Source organism: Petralouisia sp. (assembly GCF_056822245.1).
On record NZ_JBQIOP010000019.1, the window covers coordinates 15,047 to 35,410 of the forward strand.

Below are 20,364 nucleotides of genomic sequence, written 5' to 3' on the forward strand. Positions count from 1 at the left end.
GAAACTCCCCTCTCCACTAATATTTAAAAAGAAAAGGATCACCCAAATGAACAAAAAAGCACTCCAAACACTAGAATACCATAAAATCATAGATATGCTCGCCGAATGCGCCACCTCTGCCTCCGGCAAAACCCTCTGCCAAAACCTGACCCCTTCCGTCAGTCTGGCAGAGATTCAGCTTGCCCAGCAGCAGACCTCTGACGCACTGACAAGAATTTACCAGAAAGGCTCTCTTTCTTTTTCCGGCATCCACAATTTAGGCGCTTCCCTGAAGCGTCTGGAAGTGGGCGGCGCCCTCAGCATCGGAGAATTTTTAAAGATTGCCTCCCTGCTGGAGGTGGCCAAACGCGCCAAAGCCTACGCCCGCAGCGAACGGGAAGATGCAAAAGTCGATTCCCTGGACAGTTATTTTTCCAGGTTAGAGCCTTTAAGCCCTCTGTTAGACGAAATCCGGCGCTGTATTTTATCCGAGGACGAAATTGCGGACGACGCTTCCTCAACATTGAAAAACATCCGCCGTTCCATCAAAAATACCAATGAAAAAATCCGCAGCCAGATGAACGCTCTGTTAAACAGCAACCGCACCCATTTGCAGGATGCCGTTATCACCATGCGGGGCGGCCGCTACTGCCTTCCGGTAAAAGCAGAATCCAAAGGCCAGGTGCCGGGCATGATTCACGATCAGTCCTCCACCGGCTCCACCCTTTTCATTGAACCTATGGCAATTGTGAAGCTAAACAACGATCTGAAAGAGCTTTATCTGAAGGAGCAGGAAGAAATCGAAGTGATTCTGGCCAATTTAAGCAGTCTCACCGGAGAATATGTCTCCTGTCTGCAGGATGACTATGAGATTTTAACAGAACTGGATTTTATTTTTGCCAAAGGCTCCCTGGCCCGGAATTACAACGGAACTGCGCCGATTTTTAATGAAGAACACCGCATCCGCATCCGCAAGGGACGCCACCCGCTGTTAGACAGCCGCAAGGTCGTGCCCATTGACATTCATCTGGGAGAAGAATTTGACCTTTTGATTGTTACAGGCCCTAATACCGGCGGCAAAACCGTTTCTTTAAAAACCGTAGGGCTTTTCACGCTGATGGGCCAGGCCGGTCTCCATATTCCTGCCAATGACCGTTCAGAGCTGTCCATTTTTGAAGAAGTTTTTGCAGATATCGGAGATGAGCAGAGTATTGAACAGAATCTCAGTACCTTTTCCTCCCATATGACAAATATTACTTCTATTTTGAAGCAGGTAAACGGAAATTCACTGGTGCTTTTCGACGAACTGTGCGCCGGAACAGACCCCACAGAGGGCGCCGCACTGGCAATTTCCATTCTGTCCAGGCTCCACGATTACGGCGTCCGCACTATGGCCACAACCCATTACAGCGAGCTGAAAGTATTTGCCCTTTCCACCCCGGGCGTAGAAAATGCCAGCTGCGAATTTTCTGTGGAAACCTTAAGCCCCACTTACCGGCTGCTCATTGGAATTCCCGGCAAGAGCAACGCTTTTGCCATTTCCGGCAAGCTGGGCCTTCCGGCGGATATTATTGAGGACGCCAAAAGCCGGATGACAGAACAAGATGAGAATTTCGAGGATTTGATTTCCGATCTGGAGGCAAGCCGGATTACCATAGAAAACGAGCGTCTGGAAGCAGAGCAGTACAAGAAAGAAATCGAAGCGCTGAAGCGCAGACTGGAAGAAAAACGGGAACGGCTGGACAGTCAGCGGGAGAAAATCATCCGCCAGGCCCATGAGGACGCCCATGCCATTCTCCGGGAAGCCAAAGAAGTGGCAGATCAGACCATCAAAAATTTCCATAAATACGGCCAGGGAACTGCTTCCGCCAAAGAAATGGAGCAGGAGCGCAGCAAGCTTCGGGGCAAAATGAACGACCTGGAAAAAAATATGACCATGAAGCAGAAGGAAGTGTCCAACCATAAAGTTCCCAAGAATCTGCGGATTGGAGATTCCGTCAAGGTTCTGAGCATGAACTTAAAAGGAACGGTTCACACACTGCCCAACGACAAAGGAGATTTATATGTACAGATGGGAATTCTGCGTTCCCTGGTGAATATCAAAGATCTGGCGCTGCTCGAAGACGCCCCTGCCTTTGGAAATAAAAAGAAATCCACCGGAGCCGGCAAGCTGAAAATGTCCAAGTCAGCTTCCATTTCCACTGAAATCAACCTGATTGGAAAAACTACAGACGAAGCTGTCGCCTTACTGGATAAATATCTGGACGATGCGTATCTGGCCCATATGCCTTCTGTGCGCGTGGTGCATGGAAAAGGCACCGGAGCTTTACGTAAAGCCGTTCACGGACATTTAAAACGGCTGAAATACGTAGATTCTTTCCGTCTGGGAGAATTCGGCGAAGGAGATTCCGGCGTCACCATCGTAACCTTTAAGTAAGTAATTTTTAACAGCGAAAGGAGACCCATGGTATCAAAACAGAAAATTCTCATCGTAGATGATGATGTAAATATAGCAGAACTGATTTCCCTTTACCTGACCAAAGAATGCTACGACACCCGGATGGTGCACGACGGTGAAGAAGCTCTGGCTGTCTATGAGCAGTATCAGCCCAACCTGATTTTACTGGACCTGATGCTTCCCGGCATTGACGGTTATCAGGTGTGCAGGGAAATACGCGCCAAATCCAATCTTCCGATTATTATGCTTTCCGCCAAAGGAGAGATTTTTGACAAAGTACTGGGACTGGAGCTGGGCGCAGACGATTATATTATGAAGCCCTTTGATTCCAAGGAACTGGTGGCCCGGGTAAAAGCAGTACTCCGCCGCTATCAGCCCTCCCGGCAGGAAACTGCCGCTCCCAACATCAAATGCGTGGAATACCCCGACCTGGTCATCAACCAGACCAATTATTCAGTGGTTTACTGCGGAAAGCCGGTGGATATGCCTCCCAAGGAACTGGAGCTGCTGTATTTTCTGGCTTCCTCTCCCAATCAGGTGTTTACCAGAGAGCAATTACTGGATCACATCTGGGGATATGAATACATCGGGGACACCCGCACCGTAGACGTCCATGTGAAACGGCTTCGGGAAAAAATCAAGGATCACGGTTCCTGGAGCCTGGCAACCGTTTGGGGCATCGGCTATAAATTCGAGGTGAAACAGTGAAACGGACACTTTATCTGAAAATACTGGCCGGGTATGCGGCATTTGGCATTCTGGGTTTTCTCACGATTGCCACGTTCACCTCCCGGCTGACGCTGAATTACATAACAGAAGATACCGCCTCCCATTTATACCGGGAATCCAATCTCCTGGCTGCCAACTATGCCGCCAATTATTACCGCGGCACCATGACTTTAGACGACGTAACGGCACATTTTAACGCGGTAGCCACCTATTTGGACGCAGACGCCCAGGTGATAAACCCAAACGGCCTGATTTTGATTAACTCCGGCTCTGACTCCTATGAAGGCGCCGTGGAAAACTTTGATATCACAGCTTTCGGCTCCAGTTATTATCAGACGGGCACATTCTTTGATACTTTTTCTGAAGATACGTTATCGGTGTTTTCGCCTATTACCATCAGTTATAAGGTCAGAGGCTATGTTTTAATCCACAAGCCGGTGCGGGATCTGGTTTCACTGAAAGACGGCTTCATCAATATTTCTTATATGACCCTTGCGGTTATTTTCCTCTGCGCTTTTGTGGTTCTGGGGCTTTTTACCTGTACCGTGTATATTCCCATCCGGAAAATTACCCGGGCCGCCAGAGATTATTCCGAGGGAAATTTTGAGTCCCAGATCAATATTCACACCAACGATGAAATCGGTTATCTGGCAGCTTCCCTGAACTATATGGCAACGGAGCTTTCCACTTTAGAAGAGGATCAGCGGAAATTTATCGCCAATGTTTCCCATGATTTCCGTTCCCCCCTGACCTCTATCAAGGGTTATATTGAGGCCATTATGGACGGCACCATTCCTCATGAAATGCAGGATAAGTATCTGAATATCATTCTGTTTGAAACGGAGCGGCTGAACAAACTGACCCAGAGTATGCTGGAGCTGAACAAATACGGCGCCAAAGGCACTATGCTTGATATCAGCAGCTTTGACATTAACAATACCATTAAGTTAGTGGTTCAATCCTTTGAGGGAACCTGCCAGGAAAAGAAGATTTCCTTTGAACTGATCCTGACAGGACATACTTCTTTTGTCTGGGCAGACATGAGCAAAATCCAGCAGGTGCTCTACAACCTGATTGACAATGCCATCAAGTTCAGCAACCCGGATTCCACCATCACCATTGAGACCACAGAGAAAAATGAAAAGGTCTTTATCTCTGTGAAAGATACGGGAATCGGCATTCCAAAAGACAGTCTGAAAAAAATCTGGGAGCGGTTCTACAAAACCGACCTGTCCCGGGGAAAAGACAAACGGGGCACCGGCCTGGGCCTTGCCATTGTAAAGGAAATTATTTCCGCCCACAACGAAAATATCAACGTCATCAGCACCGAAGGCGTGGGCACGGAATTTATCTTCACCCTGCCTTTAAAGCAGGATGAAAACGAAGCCATTGTCTGAGAGGGAGGACTTTTATGCCTTTCCTTAAGACAATGGCTTTTATACCATACTCTAAGTCCCGCTATGCTTTCCCGGCACAGCCGCAGACCTTCATCTTTTCCATTACCTGCTCCGTTACCCGCTCCCGTCCTGCTTTTCCAAATATCTTGGGATCGATCAGCTCCGGCTGATTCTGCAGTGTTTCTCTGACTGCGCCGGTGTAGGCGGCCCGCAGCTCCGTGGCATAATTTACCTTGCAGATTCCTCTGCGGATACTTTCGGCAACTGCCTCCGCCGGCACTCCGGAAGCGCCGTGAAGCACCAGAGGCACAGACACTCTCCTTTTAATGTCTGACAATCTCTGCAAATCCAGCTCAGGCTCTCCCTGATAGAAGCCATGAGCTGTTCCAATTGCCACGGCAAGGGAAGAAATACCTGTCTGTTCTACGAAGTATTCCGCTTCCCCGGGATCTGTATAAGCTTCTCCCGGCCCTGCTTCCAAATCATCCTCCTTGCCGCCCACTTTTCCAAGTTCTGCCTCCACCGGTATTCCAATGCTGCTGCAAAGCTCCGTTACCTTTCTGGTAATCTGAATGTTGGATTCCAACGGCATTTTCGAACCGTCTATCATAATGGACGTATACCCCGCCCGGACCGCCTGGACTGCAAGACTGTAGTCTGAGCCGTGATCCAGATGAAGGGCGACGGGTACGCAGGCGTCTTTTGCCGCCTCAAATACATTTCCATAGAAATAATCTGCACCGGCATACTTTATGGCAGAAGGCGTCGTCTGCATAATCACCGGAGCCCTAAGCCTTTCTGCCGCCGCAAGAACTGCCTGAACCATTTCCATATTTTCCACATTAAAGGCACCCACTGCATAATGCCTGTCCCGGGCATCATTGAGCATCTCTTTTGTTGTTACCAATGACATATTCTGTCCTCCCTTTTGACTTTTTACGCTTCCTCCGTCTGTCATGCCTGGCTGTTTTCTGAATGTTTCCAGTGATTTTTCATTCGCTCCATCTGCTCTTTTCCATCCTGGAACGCCCCAAGAAGCGCCGCGCCCTGCACCGGAGAAAACAGCGGTTCTGCCAGTATCCCGTTCCATTTGGCAATCCGCGCTTCCAGAACCGGAAGCACAAATTCTTTCCCGTGAAACAGACCGCCGGAATATGAAACCACAACCTTTTCACCGGCAAAAATCCCGAAAGCAATACTTTTAGCCATCATTCCCAATTCCTCTGCCGCTTCCCGATACAGGGACCTGGCCCCTTCGTCTCCCTGATCTGCCGCCGCAAGCAGCAGCTTCTGCAGGGACGCTGTTTTGCTGCGCACAGGAATATATTCTTTTTCCATATATGCGATAAAATCCATATCCTGTTCTAACTGAAACCTGTCTCTCACCAGATGGTACAGCGGGCCTTTCGGGACCCTCCCGTCCGCCTGTTTGGAAAACAATTCCATAGTCCGCCGCCCCAGCCAGCAGCAAGAGCCCTCATCTCCGAAAAAAGCCGACCATCCGCCGCTTCTCTGGCTGTTTCCGGCCTTATTTCTTCCAAAAGCAATGCTTCCGGTGCCTGAAACCAGATGAATCCCCGGTTCCATTCCCAAAGAGCCTGCCCATCCTGCTTCCACATCATTGACGCAGCAGATGGAAACTCCGGCAAATTTTTCTTTGAGTGTCTCTGTGATACGGACATCCATGGCCCGATTTTCTCCCAGGCCGGGCAGTCCGATTCCCGCTGCCGACAGCATTTCCAGGGAAATACCCGCTTTTTTCAGACAGCTTTCTGTCCCTGCCATCAGACGTTCTATCATGCGCTTTGGGCCAAGCTCCGGATAAGAACATCCTTCTGTCTGCAGCTGTGCAAGAAATGTTCCATTTTCATCTGTGAGAAGATATGCGGTTTTTGTGCCGCCTCCGTCAATTCCCAAATAATATTTCATCCCTTACCGTCCCTTTCTTCTGTCCGCAACGTCAATTCCCAAATCATACCTCATCCCTTACCGTCCCTTTCTATCCTTTTACGCCGCCTACTGTCAGCCCTTCCACAAAGTTGCGCTGGGCCAGGCAGAAAATCACGACAATGGGCACAATCATCATGGCGGAAGCCGCCATAATCAAATCTGTCTGCGTTCCCCGATCACTGAAAAATGCTCCGATTCCCACCGTCAGCGTAAACAGGTTCCGTTTGCTTACCGAAATCAGCGGCCAGAGATAAGAATTATAGCTTGCCATAAACAGATAGATAAATAAAGCCGACATCATGGGCTTGGCCATGGGCAGCGCAATGGTGAAAAACCGTTTGAAATGACCGCAGCCGTCCATTTCCGCCGCTTCCAGGTAATCATCCGCCAAATCCAGGTAAAACTGGCGCATCAGGAAGATTCCGAAAATATTGATAAAATAAGGCACCGTCAGCACAAAGTAACTGTTTGTCAGCTTCATGCCTGCCATCAGCTTGTACAGAGGAATCATCAGGGTATCATAAGGAATCATCATAAATGCCAGAATACAGAGAAAGATCGCATCTCTTCCTTTAAACCGGTACTTTGCAAACACAAATCCCAGAATTGCGCTTGTGAGCACCCCGGCCGCCGTATTAATTGCGCTTGTGGCAATACTGTTGGTATAATAACGGAGAAAGGGAATACTTTCAAGCACACGGCTGAAATTAGAAAACACCCATTCATGGGGATACATAGTGGGCGGCATCTGAAGCAGCTCCGACTGGCCCTTAAAAGACGACACTGCCATCCAGTAGAGGGGCAGAGCCATAAAAAATGCCCCAGCCGCCAGTACTGCCACTGTCAGATAAAATCCAAACCTGCGTTTTTTCTTCATGACCGGGCCTCCTTTCTGCCGCCGGATACGGGCTTTCTTTTACGTTCTTTGGTAATCACCCACTGTATCATGCTGAAAAACAGGATAATCAGCATAAGAATCACTGACATTGCTGACGCGTAGCCAATATCACTGTTGATGATTCCCTTATTCATAATGTGAAGCAGCATAACCATGGTACTGGTTCCCGGCGTTCCGTCTGTCAGAATTTTTACTGGGGTAAAGAACATAAATGCCACTGTGGTAGTCATAATACACACAAATAAAATATTGTTTTTAATCAGGGGAAGGGTGATTTTGAAGAATTTCGCCATTCCTCCTGCACCGTCTATTTCCGCGGCCTCATAGTAGCTCCGGTCAATCCCCCGCATGGCCGCCAGAAGAATCACTGCATAATAGCCGAACACCGACCAGATCTGAACAATACACAGGCAGAACAGCGCCTGGGATACTGAGGACAAAAAAGGCTGTTTCTCCAGGCCCAAAGCCTGCAGAATGGCATTAAACAGCCCGTAATTCTTACTGTAGAGCCAGTCCCACACCAGGGAAATTGCCACTGCGGAAATAACAGAGGGCAGAAAATAAATAAATGTAAAAAACTGCCGCATCCTCTCTCTGAGCATATTCAGCCCCGCCGCCAGCAGAATTGACAAAACCACTGTGGACGGCACAATCACAAGAGCCGCTGTCACCGTATTTTTTAAAGATATCAAAAACGTAGGGTCTTTGGTAAATGCTTTCTGGTACTGATCCAGCCCTACCCACCGGAACTCAGAATATGCCATATGGGCATTGGTAAAGCTATAAAAGATTACCGATACAAACGGCAGAATAAAAAATAGTAAAAACCATAGAAAGGCAGGCGCCAATACGCAAAGCAGAAACAGATTCCGTCCCCGGTTCCGTTTTGGCCTTTTTCTTCTTCCCATAACAATTCCTCCTTTTCAGGTTCCTCGTCCTTCGGCTTATTTCAGTTCAACGGTATAGTGGAATACATCGCCCCGCACAATGCTCCGGCAATATTCAATAACATCTGTTCCGCAGAAGGTGACCCGGGTCAGATTGATCGCGGCGTCATTGGCCTTCAAATTCATGTCCCCGGCGTCCTCCCTGGAAATGTTCACTGCGGAAAATGTTTCTGTGGCCCGTTCCGGAAATACCTGAAACATCCTGAGCGTTTTATACAATCCGTTATTTTCCACAAGTTCCGCCGTAAGCTCCGGCGCATATTTCACCGGAATAAAAGAGTGCTCTATGGTGTACGCTTTGTCATCCATATACCGAATCCGCTTAATCCAGAATACTTTCTCGTCTGCCTGCAAATGCAGCGGCTCCCGGATATCCGCCGTCGGAACGATCTCCTGAAATATCATTAGTTTTGCTGTTTCCCTGATTCCCAGTTTGCTTAATTCCTCGCTGAAAGAATAGAACTTATACAGTTTGTGTCCAATGGAACGGCTCTGTACAAACGTCCCTTTTCCCTGCTTTTTGGTAATGTAATTTTCTGCCTGAAGCTCATCAATGGCTTTCCGAACCGTAATGCGGCTTACCTCAAACATTCTGCATATTTCATTTTCGGAGGGAAGCCTGCTCCCCTCCGGCCACTCATTCGACAGGATTTTTCTTCGAATTTCTTCCTTTAACTGATAATAAAGCGCAACTGGTATATCTTTTCTGATTGTGTTTTCCTTTGCCATGTCTCCCTCTTCCTTTTTTTCTAATCATGATATACTGAGTATAACATCATTACCTTTTTGTGTAAATTACCGGAAGCCGGCCAAAGGAATTTCACATGCTGCAGTTAGTTCGGGCCTGTATCCGCCTGCTTTTGCCCGGTATGCCAGATACCTGCCGCAGCAGACTGCTTTTGTTTCTGGGGAAGCTGGTAAATCACCACTCCCTGCACCACCCGGTTCACCTCTCCCTTGGGACAGGGATTATCGGTAGTGCAGCCCAGCTCCAGAGATTTTTCCATAGACAAAAGCTGGGAAAATACCAGTGAAAACAAATACGCACCCATTCCGGAATTTTGAGGCAGGCATTTGGGCAAACGGTACACAGCTTCGTAGTCTCTTCCTGCAAGATTCATACCGTCAGCTTCCGGCCTTACAATTGCCACCAGATTTTGCTGCTTTTCCCGGATTACCTCTCTGGCAAGATCCAGGTCATAGTTTCTGCTGTATTCATTTTCTGACAAGAAGTGCACCGTAAGGGTCTCTTCGTTGATTACGGTTTTGGGCCCGTGACGGAAGGCCGCCGCCCCGTCGTATCCTGCATGCACATATCCATTGGACAATTCCATAGATTTGACAGCCGCTTCCCTTGCAAGACCCTTTAAGGGGCCTGTGCCCAGCCAGATAATCCTGCGGTACGGCTCCTTTGCAATCTGCCTTGCAGATTCCGCCAGGCCGTCTATCTGTTCGGCCACAGATTCCGCCAGCGCATTCACATACCCTGCATACTGCTCCAGTTCCTGATAATGAAACACGCACCAGGTCGCAATGCTCATACAGCTGACGCTGCTTGTCATGGCAAACCCCTTGTCGCAGGATTCCGGCGGCATTCCAATCACAAGGGCACCCTCCATCTGGTATCCGGCTTTTGCCAGGCTGCTTTCTGTATCACAGACAAAAATAATCTGAAAGAGCTTTGAAATCCTTTGTTCTGCAAACTGCACCGCCGCGATGCTTTCCGGGCTTTCCCCGGAGCGGGCATAGGAAATCAGCAGCGTGGGAATATCAAACAACACGCCCTCCGGTGCGCTGATGATATCTGTGGTATGTACATTTTCCGTATAGATTCCAAGCTCCTCCGCCAAAAGAAATTGAAAGGTTTCCCCGATAAACGCAGAGGAGCCTGCTCCGGTGGTTACAATTCTCAGTCTCTTTTCCTGAGACACAGTCTCCATAAATGCTTCAATTTCCCTTTTCCTCCCTGTCAGCTCTTTTACCAGGCGTTTCCAGAGAGCCGGCTGCTGAGCGATTTCAGCCGCCGTATTCCTGCATTGACGCTCCTGATAATAGGCCAAGGGCCTTCCAAATAATTCATGTTTCATGTTTCGTTTCTCCCTGTTAATTCAGTTCCCGTTTGTTCTCCCGAAAGCAGTTTTACCATATGGAAGGCGGACTGCATGGCTACATTGTGAATTTCCCGGTCTGCCAGCCCTCCCATATGAGGCGTCAGCACCACATTCTTCAAGTCAAACAATTCACTGGAATATAACGGCTCTTCTTCAAAAACATCCAGTGCAGCCCCGGCTATTTCCTGTTTCCTCAGGGAACGGCACAACGCTTCTGTGTCGATAATTCCCCCTCTTGAAGCATTGACGATCACCGCCTCCTTCTTCATTCTGCCAAGGGATTCCTCATTGATCATATGATAAGTTTCCGGCGCTAACGGACAGGCCGGCACCAGAATATCCGCCTCTTCAAACAGCCGTTCACGTTCTGTATATTCCGCCCGGTACTTTTCTGCCGGCTCCGGCTTTCTGCTGGTACTGCTTACCAGAATCTTCATATCGAACCCTGCGGCCCGTTTTGCCACGGCCTGTCCGATGGCTCCGAATCCGATAATGCCGATGGTTTTTCCGGAAACTGCATATCCCCGTTCCACGCCCCGGCACCAGTTTCCTTTGCGGATATTCTCATTGCCTTCCGGTATTTTACGCATCACTGCCAGAATCAGTCCCCAGATAAAATCCGCCACTGCGTCGAAATTCTGCCTGGGCACATTGCAGACTGTAATTCCCCGGGCTTCCATGGCCTGTAAATCCAGATGATCGGCTCCCGCGCAATTCAGGGAAATGGCCTTCAGCCCCTCTGCCCGCCGGGCAAAATATTTCCCTAAAGGAAGATCGGCCCCCATAAGAATGCCTTCCGGTTTTTCCTTCAGTCCTGCCCAGTAGCCGGCAAAATCCTGTTCCGTAAATCCCTTCCTGTCTTTCTCTGCCAACAGCACGGGGGTAAACCCTGCATCCTCCAATACCTGAAACGCCTCCGGTTCCTGCTCAAAGGAAAATGACACAATCAATACTTTTTTCTTCATGCTCCTGCCCTCTCTCCCTTTCTGGAACCCATTACCGATACTGGGGAAGGTAGTCTTTGTGCTCCTGAATAAAATCCTCCACCAGTTGTTCCGCCGTCTCTATATCTGTCACTGCTCCATCCAGCATCATGGCGTCCGCCCACAGCTTCCTGTCCCCTTTCAGGGCAGCCTCCACCGTCAAATCCACAGAAGCCAGACGTTTCACAATTATGTCCTTTATGGGGCCTTCAAATCCATTGACATGTATAGAAGAGAATCCGCAGGCCGCAGCCACGCCGGGTATCTCAAGTACTGCATCCTCCGGAATTCCGGATACTGCTCCTTCATTGGGGATATTTACAGAAAATACCTTCCGCTCGTCCAGCAGCAGGGATTTGATAATTTCCACCAGCTGTTCATGCTCCCCGTCTGCACGCTGAAACAGCTCCGGCTCCACTTCCCCGTCTCCTTCCCCCTGAGACAGCATATCCCGGTAGGTTTTTTCTCCTCTTGCAATCACATCCTCAATGGGAAATGCGTCTATGCCCAGAGTCGCTCCGTAATAGCGTCCTTCCGGAAACCGTTCCGGGAAAAATTCCACCGCATGGCGGTCTACCACTGCCGGGATTGCTCCATACCGCTCAAAAAATTCCCAGGAAAGGGGATTATCCATATGGTTTGGGATTTCCTTATCCTCCAGAAGCGGATTGAAGAAATTGCGCACATGGGGATTTTTTTCATGCTCCTCCTTCTGCTTTTTCACAATATCCAAAAGCTCCTGATGTACATCTTTCCCTTTTACCCGGATATCATACAGCCAGGTCAGATGATTGAGCCCTGCGCCGATGGTGGTCAGCTCCTTCACGTCTGCCCCAAGCATCTTCGCCAGGTATTTTTCCCCGTAAATCACGCCGTGGCACAGCCCTATGATTTTCACTTTGGTGACCCGCCGCACTGCCGTTACAATGGCAGTCATGGGGTTGGAATAATTGAAAAAATATGCTTCCGGGCAAAGTCTTTCGATGTCCCTTGCGATTTCCACCATAACAGGAATCATTCTCTGGGCCCTGGAAATTCCTCCGGGCATAACAGAATCACCTACCGGCTGATAAATATTGTATTTGCGGGGAATCTTCACATCCTGTTCCCAGGCTCTCCGGCCTCCCACCGCAATGGTGGTCACCACGAAGTCCGCCCCCGGAAGCAGCTGACGCCTGTCGGTGGATGCGGTAATCTGAATATCCGCTCCTTTCTGGGCCACCATCTTTTCCGCCAGTCTGCGGATAGAGGATAAAATTTCCTCATTGATGTCGCACAGCGCAATTTCCCAGCTTCCAAAACCTGACTGGATAAAATCTGCAATCAGCCCTTTGGTAAACACCGCGCTTCCTGCGCCAATCAGCACAATTTTCTTTCTCTCTGCCATCACTGTTCTCCTCCTTGCTCCCATGCCTGCGCCATAGCTTCATTGCATGCCTTTAAAAATCTTTTCAATATCTCTGTCTGCTCTTCATATTCTGCTGCATTCAGCTGTTCTATCTTCTCCCTGGGCAGAAACAGCTTGAGAAATCCCTCCTCCCCGGTGGCTGTCTCATACTCCCCGGAGGGTTTGAAATGGTTAAACACCCGGTCGAATTCCTTCTGGTTGCTGAACCGGTCAATCTCTGCAAAGATTCCTGCCGGCTGTTTTTTGTAGCTGTAAATGGCCCCGAAATAGGCGTACAGGGACATCTGTTTCTGATTGGTCAGCGTGTACCTAAATCCCTGGGCATACTGGCCGAAATTATCCTTGTCCTGAACATTTATAGCCACATCACAGATTTCGCTTTCCGCCTCCAGCAGTGTCTTCTCAAAAGCCTTTACCAGCCCCAGGGAATCTTTCAGGTTCTGGATATTCAATGTAAATCCTGTCTGGTACGCCGCCTCCACCATGGCTTCCGCCCCGCTCTTTACAAATTTCCGTAAAATTGCCGTCTGTTCCTTTCGCATCTTTCCGGACATATCCTCAAAGACTGCATCCGGCAGAAACAGCTTAAAGTACTCCTGCTCCTCTCTGCTGATTTCAAATTCCGGTGATTCTTTGATCTGTTCCACTACCCATCCATAAGTGTTTCTGTTATTCTGCTCATCCAGTTCTATCATCAGCCCATGCCGGGTTGCGGGATAGTAAATCAGCCCGATATGCAGATACAGTCCTGTTCCGGAACGCCTGCAGGTCACCCGGCACCGCAATCCGTACCAGTGAGGGCCGATGCAGTCCCCGGCATCCCGAATTACCTGAAATTCTGCGATTTCACTTTGTATTCCCAGAATCGCCTCCTCCAGAATATCCCCAAACCGGTGCATGGACTCCAGAGCCTTGATATCTACATGCAGTTTCTCCATTTTTATCCTCCTGTTTCTTTCGGTTCTGTGTTTTTTAAATTCCGTCTGCCTGTGCCTTTTATTTCTGCCTCCAGGGAAAATCAGGATTCTGCACACAGAGTTTTCCGCCGCTGATTTCGATAAATGTTCCGGTCAGGTAAGAAGCTTCCAGGGAAGCCAGAAATGATACTGCGTTGGCCACATCCTCCGGACTGCCCAGTCTGTGAAGGGCAATGGCTTCCACCAGTTCCTTTCCCTTGCTGTCAATAACGCCTGCGGTCATTCCAGTCTCAATGACTCCCGGAATATATCCGTTCACCCGGATGCGGTAAGGCGCAAGCTCTGCCGCCAGAGTTTTGGTCAGACTGTAAACTGCCGCTTTACTGGCTGCATAAGCCCCGCTTCCGGCAGAGCCTAACAGGGAAGCAAAGCTTGCCGCATTGATAATCACGCCGCCTTTTTCCTGCATGTATTTTTTACATTCCCTGGAACAGAGGAATACGGATTTCAGGTTCACGTTCATCACTGTTTCCCACAGCTCTTCTTCCATATCACAGATCATTGACTGGGGATAAATCCCTGCATTATTTACGAATACATCTATAGACCCCAATTCCTGTTCTGCTCTTTCAAATACTTTCTCCACAGAATCCGCTCTGGATACATCCATCACATAGGCTTTCACTTCTCCCAGGGGCGCAAGCTGCTCCCTTGCCTTCTCCAACTCCTGTTCCTTTAAATCACAGAGAAAAACTTTTGCCCCGGACTCCAGAAACTTTTTTGCAATGGCAAATCCAATGCCCTGAATTCCCGCCGCTCCGGTAACTCCCACTGTTTTTCCGCTAAAATCAAATGCCATAAAATCTCCTTTCCCTGTATCAAATGTTTCCTTCTGCTAAAACGTCTGCCTGTCCGAATCAGGCAGAGACAGGACTGCGCCCCTGCTTGCAGAGGAGGCCATTCTGGAATAAAGCCCCAGATAGCCTCTGGTATATCTGGGGTTCGGCGGGGTGAACTGCTCCATCCGCCGCTTCTGCTCCTGTTCTTCCACATGCAGAGTGATGCTGCCCGCCGGAATATCCACAGTTATTTCGTCCCCGTCTTTTACAATGGCAATGGGGCCCCCTTCCGCCGCTTCCGGTGAAATATGTCCTGCAAAGCAGCCGTTGTTGGTTCCGGAGAACCGCCCGTCTGTAATCAGCGCCGTGCTCTCCGCCAGTCCCATTCCGTACAAATATTTCATGGCTTTGTACATTTCCCGCATGCCGGGGCCTCCTTTGGGTCCTTCATAACGTATGACCACCACCGTTCCCGGCTGTATCTCTCCGCCTAAAATGGCTTCTTCCGCATCTTCTTCACAGTCAAAGACTCTGGCAAAGCCATGGAACACATGCATCTTTTCTTTGATGGCTGAAGGCTTGGTAATGCATCCTTCCGGCGCCAGATTTCCCTCTAATACCGCAATTCCGCCAAAGCTGCTGAAAGGTTCCTCCAATGTTTTGATTATGCTCCGGTTCACGTTCTTTTTTCTGATTTTCTCAAGGGTTTTTCCCAGAGTTTCCCCGGTTACCGTCATGGCTTCCAGATGCAGAAGGGAACGCAGCTCCTTCATCACCTGAGGAACGCCGCCGGCCTGGTGCAAATCCTCCATATTATATTCAGAAGCCGGATTGACTTTTACAATCAGCGGCGTTTCCATTCCTGCGGTTTTAAATTTTTCCATCATCACCCGGCTGTCAATTCCTGCTTCCCGGGCAACAGCCAGAAGATGCAGAATGCCGTTGGTGGAGCCTCCTGTGGCATTGAGAAACCGGACGGCGTTCTCTAGCGACTGTTCCGTAATAATCTGTCCTGCGTCTATGTTGTTTTCTACCAGAGATACAATCGTTTCCCCTGTTTCAAAGGCAATTCTTTTGCGTTCTGCATAAACTGCCGGAATCAAAGCTCCGTAAGGCAGAGTCATTCCCATGCACTCTGCCAGACAGCACATGGTATTGGCCGTACCGTAGAAGGAGCAGGAGCCGCAGCCGGGGCCGCAGGTATCTTCCAGTTCATACAGCTCTTCTTCTGTTAAACTGCCCGCTTTTACCATGCCGCAGCCTTCCGAAAGGGAGGTCAGATCCGACGCCCTCTGGTCGAATACCGGGCCGCCCTGCATGGGCCCGCCGGGAAGGAGGACGGCAGGCAGCTTCAGCCTTGCGGCCGCCATCAAAAGGCCCGGCACAATTTTATCGCAGGAGCCCAGAAGGACTACTCCGTCTAACTGGTGCGCCTGTACCATAATCTCCACGTCATTGGCAATCAAATCCCGGGAGGGAAGAATATAGCGCATCCCTTCATTTCCCTGGGCCGTTCCGTCACAGGCTCCGATCACGCCGAATTCCACCGGCGTTCCTCCCGCTGCATAAACGCCTCTCTTTACGCTGTCTGCCACCTCCCGCAGATTATAGCTTCCCGGCACCAGTTCACTCCAGGTATTGGCAATGCCGATGATAGGCTTTTCCAAATCCCGGTCGGAAAATCCCATGGACTTGTATACAGCCCGGTTAAAACTGAAATCCGGCCTTCTCAAAATCTTCTCGCTTCTTCTCACACTTATTCCTCCTACCGGATTCTTTCCAGCTTCAGGTTGCTTACCACATATTTGTAGCCTGCTTCTTTTAAGAATTTATGCGCCTTCTCGTTGTAATGGTATTCTTCTCCGTACAGCCAGCAGAACACCTCCACTTCCCGGCCGATTTTTTCTTCCAGATACCGCTTGGCTTCCACTATTTCCCGCTGCATATCCTCCTGGGAGGTCTCTTTGGTGATCTCAAAATGATTTCCGGTGTGGCAGCAGATCTCATGCCGCCCGGCAATCTCTCTTACCTCGTCCCAGGTCATTGCCACCCGCTGATCCGGATACAGATTTTTATCTGATACATTCAAGTCATGAGCCTCACTGAAGGCAAGCTGATCCATGACCGGAACATCCATAAAGAAGCTGGGAAGATAGAACCATCCGGTAAAATGATACTTATCCAGAATCGGCAGAATTACGTCATAATGATTGCGGAAGCCTTCAAAAATGGCGGGAATCAGACCTGGCTTGTCATAGGGCCACACTTTCGTCTCAAAAAACTGTCCCAAATCCTTTAACGTAACCGGAACAAAATGCTGGCTGAAGTATTTGATTTCCGCCTCAAACCGCTCAGCGTCCACCGGATTGGTATTGTGGTAATTCACCACCCGAATATAAGAATTGTTCATCAGATAACGAAACATTTCCAGGGTACGTTTATCCCGGGATACCAACTGCAGGAATTCTTTCATCTGAAAATTTTCCAACTTATTTTCCTCCCTTCTGCTGCTGACTTAAAAGCTCTGTTTTTGTTTCACACTGCCGGTCTGCTTCCCCGGCTTTGGGCTGCTGTTTTAAAAAATCTTTTACCACATCCCGGTACGGCACCGCTTCCCCGTCTGTCCCCGGCCGGAAAAACAATTCTGCCAATGCGCTCATGGCCGGCGCAATGCCCGGATAATGCCCCAGTTCCTCCGGCTCCAGTTTTTCATAGAGGCTGGCAAAAATCATTGCCGCTGCCGCCATAGCTCCATGCAGTTCCTTTTCTGCCTCAGGCCCCTGCCAGACAGCGTCCCAGGGCGCCGTCAGATCATCCAGTCCTAAAACCGCCGGAATCCCTTCGTTGGCAGTTACCCTTGTTTTGCAATATTCCATGGTTTCTTTATATTTGTCTAATTCCTGATGTTTTAAATCTTCCCAAACATCCTGCATCTCTTTCATTTCATCTGCTCCTTTCTCAAAGTTCATTTATGGTTGTCCGAAGCATTTTCCCATATGTAACAAGCAGTACAGCTGCTGTGATTCCTTCCACCGCCAGGGAAGCGGCCCACACGCCCGTCACCCCTGCCAGCCAGGCTCCGCCGATGACAGAAGCCACCGGAAGAAACAAGGTTCTCATAAAGGAAAAACAGACGGCTTTTCCAGCTGCCTGAATGGCCTGGAAAAAAGAAATCAATATCATATTTACTGCCGCCATGATATAAGAAACTGCCACAATACGGATGGCCCCGGCCGCCTGCTGCAAAAATCCGGCCTCCGGAACCAGAAAGATCCCCACAAACCATTCTGCCTGCCATTCCAGAACGATTACAAAGGCCGCCGACATGCCAAATGCCCATTTGACCGCCAGATTCGTAAATGCCTTTACCCGGCCGGGCATCCCCGCTCCGCTGTTGGCGCTGACCAAAGGCTGCATGGCATTGGAAACCCCGTTGATGGCCGCCAGTACAATGGTATTGATATTCACTACAATTCCATAGACTGCAATCAGGGCAGTGGCATTGGAAGCTCCGATCTGAATCAATACCGTATTGTACACAAAGGTCACAACTCCGCTGTCGATTTCTGTCAGAAAATTCGACATTCCCACTTTGACAATTGCGGCAATGTCCTGCATCCTCCCGCCCTGTAAGCACAGCTTCATGTCAGACTTTGGCCGGAGGGAGGCCAGAAGGCCCAGAATCACTGTGGAAGTCACCGCAAGGCTTGTGGCAAGAGCCGCTCCCGCCATCTTCCAGTCCAGCACATAGATAAAAAACACATCCAGAAAAATATTCAGTGAACAGGACAGAAGGGTTCCCGCCATGGCCAGCCGCGGCGCATTGTCATTACGGAGCATTGAAGTATAAAAGCATTCTCCCATGTAGGAAACAGCCAGAACCAGCACCCATTTCACATAATCGGAAACTCCCTGCCGCAGCTCTCCGACGCCGCCCAGTCCCGCCACCAGAGGCTCCAGAAAAGCCAGGCCCAACAGGGTAACCGCCGCCGCCAGTATCAGCCAGAGAGCCATGGCTTTGGTATAGATGCTTCTGGCCCTTTTTGTATCGCCTGCCGCCAGAAAGGCGGAAAACAGCGCTCCTCCTCCGGTTCCCAACAACAGCCCTGTGGCATACAGAGCCGTTGTCACCGGCCAGGCCAGATTTAAGGCTGCCAGCCCTTTTTCTCCTAACTTCTGCCCGATACACAGAGTATCAATAAAATAGTTAAAAGAAATCATTATGGTTGCTGATACGCTTGGGAGAAGATACTGCAGAAACGTCTCATTTACCTTCCCCCTCAGCAAATCAATCTGTTTTTTCATAAATCACCAGCTTATCGGTTCAGATTCTCTTCAATCATCTGGTTTCCCTCTTCCTCCATTCCCTTTAAAGCCGCTTCTATGTCTCCGTCTACCAAAAGCTGCCTTAATTTTTCACGGACGATGGTGTAGGTCAGTGTGGACGGCGTCTGCATATAAGCCCCTTCTTCCTCTGCAAAGGGCAGAACGTCTTTTGCAATGGAAATTGCTTTATCCACAGAACCCTGTTCGGGATCGTATTCCAGATCTTCCAACGCATCTTTTCTTGCTGGAAGCGCGCCTGTGGCATAAGCCCATTTTCCGGTTTGTTCTGCAGATGTCATAAACTCCACAAAGGCCCAGGCTGCTTCTTTGTTCTCGCATTTCTCAGAGACAATATATCCCCAGCCTCCGGTGCCGATGCTGATGGGGTCTGAGCCTTCCACCCATGCAGGCATGTTGAACACCTGCCAGTTCACATCCGGAATATCAATGGAAAAGCTGCCTGCATACCAGGGCGCCCCTACGCACATCGCTGCCGTTCCCTGGATAAACGCGTCATACCTGCTCTCTCCCTCATCGCTGACAGCCTCTTCTCCCTGGGTGTATTTCAGCAGCATCTCTGCCGCTTTCCTGCCCTCTTCTGTCAGAAAATGCACCTGATTGTTGGCCTCGTCCTTGTAGTCTCCGCCATGCTGAAGAATCAGGGAAAGGAAATTCGCCTCCCATTGCGCATACGTGTAAGCCAGTCCGGAACGGGTTACCTGTCCGCCGGAATCCTTCTGGGTCAGCTGTTCTGCCACCTCAAGCAGTTCCGAAAAGCTTGCCGGGCCGTTATTTTCAATCCAGCTCTTGGGAAGCTCTACTCCTTCCTGCTTTAATATGTCCATATTCACATAAAGACTGGGCGATTCCACATTAATTTCTGAAGGAATTCCATAATACTTATCTTCATATTTCTTATTCTTCAGCGCGCTCTCATAGTAGTTGTTTTCCAACTCCTCCGCGCTCATCACGCTGTCCGGAATTAATGCAATTTTTCCGCCTTTGGCCCAGTCGGTAATACTGGACCAGGTCTGAATTACGTCCGGCTCTTCTCCTGCTGAAAATGCCTGGGTAATCTTCTGGTCAAATTCCGGAAAATATTCCACCTGAATATTCACCTCCGGATATTTCTCCTGAAATTCTTTGATTGCCGGATTGAAATACGCTTTCCAGGGTTCTGTATCCTGCGTCCAGAATGTCAGATCTCCGTCAATTTTCCCGTCTCCGTCTTCCCATCCTTTTGCTCCGCCGCATCCTGTAAGTAAAGACGCTGTCATGGCTGTTGTCAATAATAACGCTGTAAATCTTTTCTTCATATGCATTGCCCCCTGTATAAAATAATAGTTGTCTGATGAGACTATAATAACATGTTGTTATGATATATACTTATTATATTTTTACTAAAACTTATTTTATATTTAT

Annotated in this window: 18 protein-coding genes; 3 read left to right on the forward strand and 15 right to left on the reverse strand. The window is 49.3% G+C overall.

Annotation, left to right across the window (positions count from 1 at the left end):
• Positions 1-46 precede the first annotated feature (46 nt).
• The 3 genes from ACTO17_RS09210 to ACTO17_RS09220 are packed head-to-tail and all read left to right on the forward strand — an operon-like array spanning position 47 to position 4,563.
• A complete protein-coding gene (locus ACTO17_RS09210; RefSeq protein ID WP_482557737.1) occupies positions 47-2,416 on the forward strand; it encodes an endonuclease MutS2 in 2,370 nt (789 codons plus the stop codon).
• Positions 2,417-2,443: 27 nt separating this feature from the next.
• The gene (locus tag ACTO17_RS09215; protein ID WP_482557738.1) at positions 2,444-3,145 is read left to right on the forward strand and encodes a response regulator; all 702 of its coding nucleotides are present in this window, start codon (positions 2,444-2,446) and stop codon (positions 3,143-3,145) included.
• Complete coding sequence (locus ACTO17_RS09220; RefSeq protein WP_482557739.1) at positions 3,142-4,563, forward strand: sensor histidine kinase; 1,422 nt, start codon at positions 3,142-3,144, stop codon at positions 4,561-4,563. The genes ACTO17_RS09215 and ACTO17_RS09220 overlap by 4 nt, the downstream gene beginning before the upstream one ends.
• Positions 4,564-4,624: 61 nt before the next feature.
• Here ACTO17_RS09220 and ACTO17_RS09225 read toward each other — a convergent pair whose 3' ends face one another.
• From ACTO17_RS09225 to ACTO17_RS09295, 15 genes are all read right to left on the reverse strand, one after another.
• Positions 4,625-5,476, reverse strand: coding sequence for a class II fructose-bisphosphate aldolase (locus ACTO17_RS09225; RefSeq protein WP_482557740.1), 852 nt, complete (start codon positions 5,474-5,476; stop codon positions 4,625-4,627).
• Between the two features lie 41 nt (positions 5,477-5,517).
• The gene (locus ACTO17_RS09230; RefSeq protein WP_482557741.1) at positions 5,518-6,492 is read right to left on the reverse strand and encodes an N-acetylglucosamine kinase; all 975 of its coding nucleotides are present in this window, start codon (positions 6,490-6,492) and stop codon (positions 5,518-5,520) included.
• Between the two features lie 70 nt (positions 6,493-6,562).
• On the reverse strand, positions 6,563-7,390 hold the full coding sequence (locus ACTO17_RS09235; protein WP_482557742.1) for a carbohydrate ABC transporter permease: 828 nt from the start codon (positions 7,388-7,390) through the stop codon (positions 6,563-6,565).
• Positions 7,387-8,319: a carbohydrate ABC transporter permease gene (locus tag ACTO17_RS09240; protein ID WP_482557743.1), complete on the reverse strand. Its 933-nt coding sequence runs from the start codon at positions 8,317-8,319 to the stop codon at positions 7,387-7,389. Before ACTO17_RS09240 ends, ACTO17_RS09235 begins: the two co-directional genes overlap by 4 nt.
• Before the next feature lie 36 nt (positions 8,320-8,355).
• On the reverse strand, positions 8,356-9,087 hold the full coding sequence (locus tag ACTO17_RS09245; protein WP_482557744.1) for a GntR family transcriptional regulator: 732 nt from the start codon (positions 9,085-9,087) through the stop codon (positions 8,356-8,358).
• A 104-nt stretch (positions 9,088-9,191) separates the two neighbouring features.
• Positions 9,192-10,445 (reverse strand): SIS domain-containing protein, encoded by a 1,254-nt coding sequence (locus ACTO17_RS09250; RefSeq protein ID WP_482557745.1) that lies wholly within the window; start codon positions 10,443-10,445, stop codon positions 9,192-9,194.
• The gene (locus ACTO17_RS09255; protein ID WP_482557746.1) at positions 10,442-11,434 is read right to left on the reverse strand and encodes a 2-hydroxyacid dehydrogenase; all 993 of its coding nucleotides are present in this window, start codon (positions 11,432-11,434) and stop codon (positions 10,442-10,444) included. Before ACTO17_RS09255 ends, ACTO17_RS09250 begins: the two co-directional genes overlap by 4 nt.
• A 31-nt stretch (positions 11,435-11,465) precedes the next feature.
• On the reverse strand, positions 11,466-12,839 hold the full coding sequence (locus ACTO17_RS09260) for a family 4 glycosyl hydrolase (RefSeq protein WP_482557747.1): 1,374 nt from the start codon (positions 12,837-12,839) through the stop codon (positions 11,466-11,468).
• A complete protein-coding gene (locus tag ACTO17_RS09265; protein WP_482557748.1) occupies positions 12,839-13,798 on the reverse strand; it encodes a hypothetical protein in 960 nt (319 codons plus the stop codon). Before ACTO17_RS09265 ends, ACTO17_RS09260 begins: the two co-directional genes overlap by 1 nt.
• 58 nt (positions 13,799-13,856) lie before the next feature.
• Positions 13,857-14,636: an SDR family NAD(P)-dependent oxidoreductase gene (locus tag ACTO17_RS09270; protein WP_482557749.1), complete on the reverse strand. Its 780-nt coding sequence runs from the start codon at positions 14,634-14,636 to the stop codon at positions 13,857-13,859.
• A 36-nt stretch (positions 14,637-14,672) separates the two neighbouring features.
• The gene (gene ilvD / locus ACTO17_RS09275; protein ID WP_482557750.1) at positions 14,673-16,370 is read right to left on the reverse strand and encodes a dihydroxy-acid dehydratase; all 1,698 of its coding nucleotides are present in this window, start codon (positions 16,368-16,370) and stop codon (positions 14,673-14,675) included.
• 11 nt (positions 16,371-16,381) lie between these two features.
• On the reverse strand, positions 16,382-17,104 hold the full coding sequence (locus ACTO17_RS09280; RefSeq protein ID WP_172535620.1) for a polysaccharide deacetylase family protein: 723 nt from the start codon (positions 17,102-17,104) through the stop codon (positions 16,382-16,384).
• Position 17,105: 1 nt separating this feature from the next.
• Positions 17,106-17,558: a hypothetical protein gene (locus ACTO17_RS09285; protein WP_482557751.1), complete on the reverse strand. Its 453-nt coding sequence runs from the start codon at positions 17,556-17,558 to the stop codon at positions 17,106-17,108.
• 16 nt (positions 17,559-17,574) lie between these two features.
• Entirely contained in the window at positions 17,575-18,921 is a 1,347-nt protein-coding gene (locus ACTO17_RS09290; RefSeq protein WP_482557752.1) for an MATE family efflux transporter, read from the reverse strand.
• 11 nt (positions 18,922-18,932) lie between these two features.
• Entirely contained in the window at positions 18,933-20,258 is a 1,326-nt protein-coding gene (locus ACTO17_RS09295; protein WP_172535617.1) for an ABC transporter substrate-binding protein, read from the reverse strand.
• Positions 20,259-20,364 lie beyond the last annotated feature (106 nt).